The following is a 5,458-nucleotide window of genomic DNA, read 5'->3' as shown; positions in this document are numbered from 1 at the left end:
GTTCCTTTTGGTTTTTTAAATTGTGATCAATACATGTTCGAGCAACATATTTCAATCCTTGTAATAATGCATCTAGGTGAAAAGTATCATAATGAATTATATTTCCCTCTACCATCGTTTCGTCTTTTTGCAAGTTAATTGATATTTTTAGTACAGTTATATTACTTTGTAAATTTACAACTTCGATGTAAAAAAACTGTTTGTCTAAGTCAATCGTAACATAATCGAATCGTTCGAATAGCTCTAATTTACATGTAGTAGTATATTCCAAATGAAAGCCTCCTTATTGTATAAGTGTATGTTATAATGCCTTCGCTATAGATGGGGCTATTCCTTGTTATATGTCACATAAGTGCAAATTTAACTATTATAGGGCAATGTCATGTATAATAGAAAGAAAAGGCTTGTGAGGGGGGAAAAGAGATGATCGTTCTTTGGATAATTACGCTTTGTATGACTGCTATTTTTGCATATATGACGTTAAAACAAAATGGTTTAAAGCGATTTGTTCCAGGAAGTATTCTTGCAGGAATTGCCCTTATCACGTATGTAATTTCTATTTTTATTGAAAGTGTATCAGTAGATATGAGCACAAGTTTAATGTTTATTGGTATTACACTATTTGCAGGTAGCATTATGGTACTTGTGGTTGCTGGTATTATTTTATTTATTCATATGAATTCGGAAACGTTATAGCATATAGAAAAGGCATGTCCCGAGGGACATGCCTTTTTATCCGTTCAATTATGCTCTATCTTTAGAAGAGTTTTGCTGTTTTAGTAAGTCGCGAATTTCGCCAAGAAGTTCTTCTTCTTTTGTTGGTTCTGGAAGTTCTTCCTCTTTTTCTTCTTCTCTTTTAGATGTTAGTTTGTTGAAAACTTTAACAAACATAAAGATAGCAGCTGCAATAATTAAGAAATCAAAAATAGTTTGGATGAAGTTACCATACATAATAGATGATTTACCGAATGTAATTTTTAAATCTGTAAAGTCAACGCCACCTAATACCATACCAAGTAATGGTGTGATGATATCTTTTACTAAAGAACTAACGATTTTACCGAATGCAGCACCGATTACAACCCCGACAGCTAAATCGATTACATTCCCTTTGAAAGCGAACTTTTTAAACTCGTTCCACATGTGTTAATCCCATCCTTTCCACGATTCATTATGAAATTTATAATTCCTATCAACATATTCTATAGAAATTTACGAGAGAAATAAAGAGGGAATGGGAATGAAAGTAAATTCTGAAAAATGTATCCGTTTTAATTTTTATTTACATCATCTAGTAAAGATTGTAGCATTTGCTGCGTTTTTAATCCTTCTAATCCATCTACAACAGGCTTTGTATCGCCTTGTACACACTCAATAAAATGATGAACAGCATCTTCAAAACCACGTTGTTTTAACGTCGTATCCCATGATGGGGAACCACTTTGTGAAACTGAGTTTTCCTGTTCAATTTCAAATGTATTCATATTTTTTACGCGAATGATTTTCCCTGGCGTTACAAGTTCAATTTGTTCTAAATTAGTACCGGCATGGCGATGCATTGCAGTAGAAAGTAATAGTCCACTTGGAGTTGTATATGTATGATGTCCGTAAAGAAGTTCATTCTTTTCATTGATTTGCATCATATTGTGAACGGCGTTAAGGTCATCATTAGCTAACCAGCGAGCGGTATCTACAATGTGTAAATAATCATCTAACATAGTGAAGTCGTACGTATATGGCCCGACTTTATTTGTACGATGCTTTTCAATTCGAATCCATGAAATATCATGAGCCTGTTCTTTGGCAGCGACATACATAGGAACGAATCTGCGATTAAATCCGACCATTAATTTTCGGTTATACTTCTCGCTCAACTCGACTAGTTGCTCAGCTTGTTCCACTGTAGCTGCTAGCGGTTTATCAACATAAACGTCGATCCCTTTTTTTAGAAGTTCAGAAACGATTTCATAATGCGATGCAGTTGAACTATGAACGAAGATTGCATCGCATTCCGAAGCTAACATTTCAATAGAATGAAAGTCTTGAATTCGGTATTGCTGGCAAACTTGTTTTCTTTTCTGTGCGTTAGGTGTAAACGCCCCTACAAAATTCCAATCAGTTTCTTTTGTAAGTGTTGGAAGATAGGCCTTTTGCGCAATACTTCCAAGTCCAATCATCCCAATTTTAGGTTTGTTCATGTTTATTCCCCCCTATTAATAGTAATGTAACGGCTTAAATGTAGCATAGGGTGGGGGAGGAAGGCAAAAATTAGCTTTTTACTTACGGCCTTCTAACAAAATCTTCTCTATCTCCTCAAAGTGATGAGCGCGAGCATGCTCTAGCGGGGTAACACCATCATTGTCTGGAATATTTACATCTGCACCGTGCTCAATAAGAAGGCGAATGACTTGTTGCTGTGTTTCGTTTCCGTTACTTAGTACGATGGCTTCCATTAAAGCTGTCCATCCCAGGTTATTTACATGATTTACATCAATATTTGTTTGAGTGAGGAGTTCTTTTATAACGTCAATATAGCCATGTTCTGAGGCTGGGATAAGAGCTGTTCCGCCGTAACGATTTGTAATCGTAGGATCTGCACCAGCATCAATTGTTAATTTTAAAATGTCTAAGTAACCTTCCGCACCGGCGTATAGAAAGGGATTATTTTTCATGTCATCTTGGATATTTACGTCAGCACCAGCTTCGATAAGTGCCTTTGCGGTTTTTACATCATTTTTGTATGTAGCAATCATAAGCGGAGTGCGTCCTTGACTATCCGTCGCATTTATATTTGCGCCTTGTTTTAGTAAAGATATAACAGTATTCGTTTCATTTTTTTCAGTGGCTGCTAGTAGTGCAGTCTCCATGTTTATCATCTCCTTTTTTACTTCTTGTTCTTGCGAGCATCCTTGTAAAAAAATTACGCAACATATCATACTGAATGTTTTTTTGAACATGGAATTTCAACCTCCTAATTTCAACTGTAAAATAGGAACATTAAATTTTTATAAACTGACGCTAAAATTACTATAAAATCGCTTGAGTAATTGAACATATATTTTTATGCTTATAAATAATAAGGTTTGATAAAGTGAGGATTTAAGATATGTCTATTAAAACAAGGTTTTTATTTTCTTATATTGCTGTTATCCTCGTTTCCATTACGCTTATATTAGTCACGGGATTTTTAATCGTTTTTTCGATAACAGGTGACTTGGAAGCAGTGAAAAATTTCTATAAAAGTTCTTACATTCAAAAGCCGCTTACACCAGAAGAAGAGAATGCCTATCTTGAGTTGAAGTCAGCAGCCAAACAGCATCAATCTCAATTGTTAGATGAGTCGTTTGTCTCAGCAATAGAAAAAGAGGATGTGAAAATAGTAGTAAGAAAAGGAGAAACACTTTCATATGCTTCAAACGTATTTGAAAGTGTATCTTTAAAAGAAGCCCTTCCGAAATTTGAATCAGCAAATATTAATAGTCGTGGTACAACGGAACTAGGCGATACATTTTATCGATATGTAAAGTTTGATTTTTATTTTCCTCAGGAAGAAGAGGGAAGTATATTTGTATTAAAAAAGCAAAGTTCATTTGTAGATCTTACACAAAAATTATTTCCAATCTTATTCGTATCGCTTTTACTACTAGCCATTTTACTCATTGGATTATTAAGTTACCTCGTTTCAAGAAGTGTAATAAAACCAATTTTTGTATTGAAAGGCGCAACGGAGAAAATTAAAGAAGGAAATTTAGATTTTCAAATACCAATTACATCACACGACGAAATAGGGCAATTAAATCAAGGGTTTGAGGAAATGAGGAAGAGATTAAAAGAATCGATAGAGATGCAAACACAGTATGAAGAAAATCGAAAAGAGCTTATTTCAAACATCTCTCATGACTTAAAAACACCGATTACATCAATTATAGGATATGTAGAAGGAATAAAGGACGGGGTAGCAAATACGCCAGAAAAAATGGATAAGTATTTAACAACTATCCATACGAAGGCAAAACATATGGACACACTCATTGATGAACTATTTTTATTTTCGAAGCTCGATTTGAATCGAGTTCCATTCCAGTTTGAAACAGTTGAATTAAATACGTTTATGCAAGAATTAATAGAAGAGATGCAGATGGATTTAAGTAAAGAAGGTATAGAAGTTAACTTACAATTACATGCATCAACACTATATGTAACGGCTGATTGTGAAAAAATAAATAGAGTGATATCAAATTTAATTCATAATAGTGTGAAATACATGGATAAAGAAGAGAAGAAAATTACTGTAACAGTATCGAGTGATAATAATAAAGTTATTGTGAAAGTGATGGACAACGGATCAGGTATAGAAGCTGATACATTGCCGTATATCTTTGAACGTTTTTATCGTGCAGAGCAATCGCGGAATTCTAGCACAGGTGGAAGTGGACTTGGTTTAGCAATAGCGAAGCAAATTGTTGAAGAACATGGCGGGGAAATTTGGGCGGAAAGCGAGCTTGGTAAAGGCACAAGCATTTTCTTCTCATTGGAAAAAGTAGAGGAATGTGGTGAGTAAATTGAAAAGAATTTTATTAATAGAAGATGAAGTAAGTATTGCAGAATTACAGCGAGATTATTTAGAAATTAATGATTTCCAAGTTGATGTAGAGCATTCAGGAGAAATAGGTTTACAAACAGCCTTGCAAGAAGACTATGATTTAATTATTTTAGATATTATGCTTCCGAAAATGAACGGATTCGAAATTTGTAAACAAATACGTGCTGTAAAAGATATTCCGATTCTACTTGTTTCAGCAAAAAAAGAAGATATAGATAAAATCCGCGGACTTGGATTAGGAGCGGATGATTATATAACGAAACCGTTTAGCCCGAGTGAATTAGTCGCAAGAGTAAAAGCGCATATTGCCCGTTATGAAAGATTATTAGGAAATGTAAGTAAGCAACGTGATACGTTATATATTCACGGAATTTCTATCGATCAACGAGCGAGAAAAGTTTTTATAAACAATGAAGAAGTTGCGTTTACAACGAAGGAATTTGATTTATTAACATTCTTTGTCACACATCCAAACCAAGTATTAAATAAAGAACAGTTATTTGAACGCATTTGGGGATTAGATTCCGCTGGTGATTTAGCCACTGTTGTCGTCCACATTAGAAAGCTACGTGAAAAAATTGAAAGAGATCCTGCTCACCCGCAATATATTGAAACAGTATGGGGAGCTGGTTATCGTTTTAACGTGTAATATACCTGCCGAGTAATTGGCAGGTTTTTTATGTTATTTGTTAAAAGGAAATAATAGGTAATTCGTGTTAAGATATAAAGAGAGATAAAACATAGTAGAGCATGAGAGGGTGTGCTACATTTTGGGAGATACATTACAAGATAATAAATCAAACAAGGTCTTAAGGATTGGAACTAATATTATAATTATTTTATTAATTATTGGTG

At 34.2% G+C, this 5,458-nt stretch carries 7 protein-coding genes; 3 read left to right on the top strand and 4 right to left on the bottom strand.

All coding sequences use genetic code 11. The features are described from left to right. A partial coding sequence (gene dhp61, locus ABWK52_RS24165) for a protein Dhp61 (RefSeq protein ID WP_353772183.1) occupies positions 1-271 on the bottom strand: 271 nt, incomplete at its 3' end. 152 nt (positions 272-423) lie between these two features. Here dhp61 and ABWK52_RS24160 point away from each other — a divergent pair. Further along, positions 424-696, top strand: a complete 273-nt coding sequence (locus tag ABWK52_RS24160; RefSeq protein WP_000636590.1) for a DUF3917 domain-containing protein — start codon at positions 424-426, stop codon at positions 694-696. A 48-nt stretch (positions 697-744) separates the two neighbouring features. Here the strand turns inward: ABWK52_RS24160 and mscL are convergent, their stop codons facing one another. The 3 genes from mscL to ABWK52_RS24145 form a co-directional block, all read right to left on the bottom strand. Further along, positions 745-1,143, bottom strand: coding sequence for a large-conductance mechanosensitive channel protein MscL (gene mscL, locus ABWK52_RS24155; RefSeq protein ID WP_000267003.1), 399 nt, complete (start codon positions 1,141-1,143; stop codon positions 745-747). A 128-nt stretch (positions 1,144-1,271) separates the two neighbouring features. Continuing rightward, positions 1,272-2,198: a Gfo/Idh/MocA family protein gene (locus ABWK52_RS24150; protein ID WP_001039709.1), complete on the bottom strand. Its 927-nt coding sequence runs from the start codon at positions 2,196-2,198 to the stop codon at positions 1,272-1,274. Between the two features lie 78 nt (positions 2,199-2,276). Beyond that, a complete protein-coding gene (locus tag ABWK52_RS24145; protein ID WP_000474109.1) occupies positions 2,277-2,957 on the bottom strand; it encodes an ankyrin repeat domain-containing protein in 681 nt (226 codons plus the stop codon). A gap of 149 nt (positions 2,958-3,106) precedes the next feature. On the opposite strand from ABWK52_RS24145, the gene ABWK52_RS24140 reads away from it, so the two are divergent. Together ABWK52_RS24140 and ABWK52_RS24135 are read left to right on the top strand one after the other, a co-directional pair. Then, positions 3,107-4,561 carry a sensor histidine kinase gene (locus ABWK52_RS24140; protein WP_098541187.1) on the top strand — a complete coding sequence of 485 codons (1,455 nt, stop codon included), beginning with the start codon at positions 3,107-3,109 and terminating at the stop codon, positions 4,559-4,561. Position 4,562: 1 nt separating this feature from the next. Beyond that, positions 4,563-5,252: a response regulator transcription factor gene (locus ABWK52_RS24135; protein ID WP_001986686.1), complete on the top strand. Its 690-nt coding sequence runs from the start codon at positions 4,563-4,565 to the stop codon at positions 5,250-5,252. Positions 5,253-5,458 lie beyond the last annotated feature (206 nt).

This window comes from Bacillus sp. AP50 (genome assembly GCF_040492675.1).
GTDB lineage: Bacteria > Bacillota > Bacilli > Bacillales > Bacillaceae_G > Bacillus_A > Bacillus_A cereus.
This window is presented reverse-complemented; position numbering and strand designations above follow the sequence as displayed.

Coding starts and splice junctions, on each gene's coding strand:
- ABWK52_RS24160 (WP_000636590.1), top strand. CDS start 424: ATGATCGTTCTTTGGATAATTACGCTTTGTATGACTGCTATTTTTGCA.
- mscL (WP_000267003.1), bottom strand. CDS start 1,143: ATGTGGAACGAGTTTAAAAAGTTCGCTTTCAAAGGGAATGTAATCGAT.
- ABWK52_RS24150 (WP_001039709.1), bottom strand. CDS start 2,198: ATGAACAAACCTAAAATTGGGATGATTGGACTTGGAAGTATTGCGCAA.
- ABWK52_RS24140 (WP_098541187.1), top strand. CDS start 3,107: ATGTCTATTAAAACAAGGTTTTTATTTTCTTATATTGCTGTTATCCTC.
- ABWK52_RS24145 (WP_000474109.1), bottom strand. CDS start 2,957: ATGTTCAAAAAAACATTCAGTATGATATGTTGCGTAATTTTTTTACAA.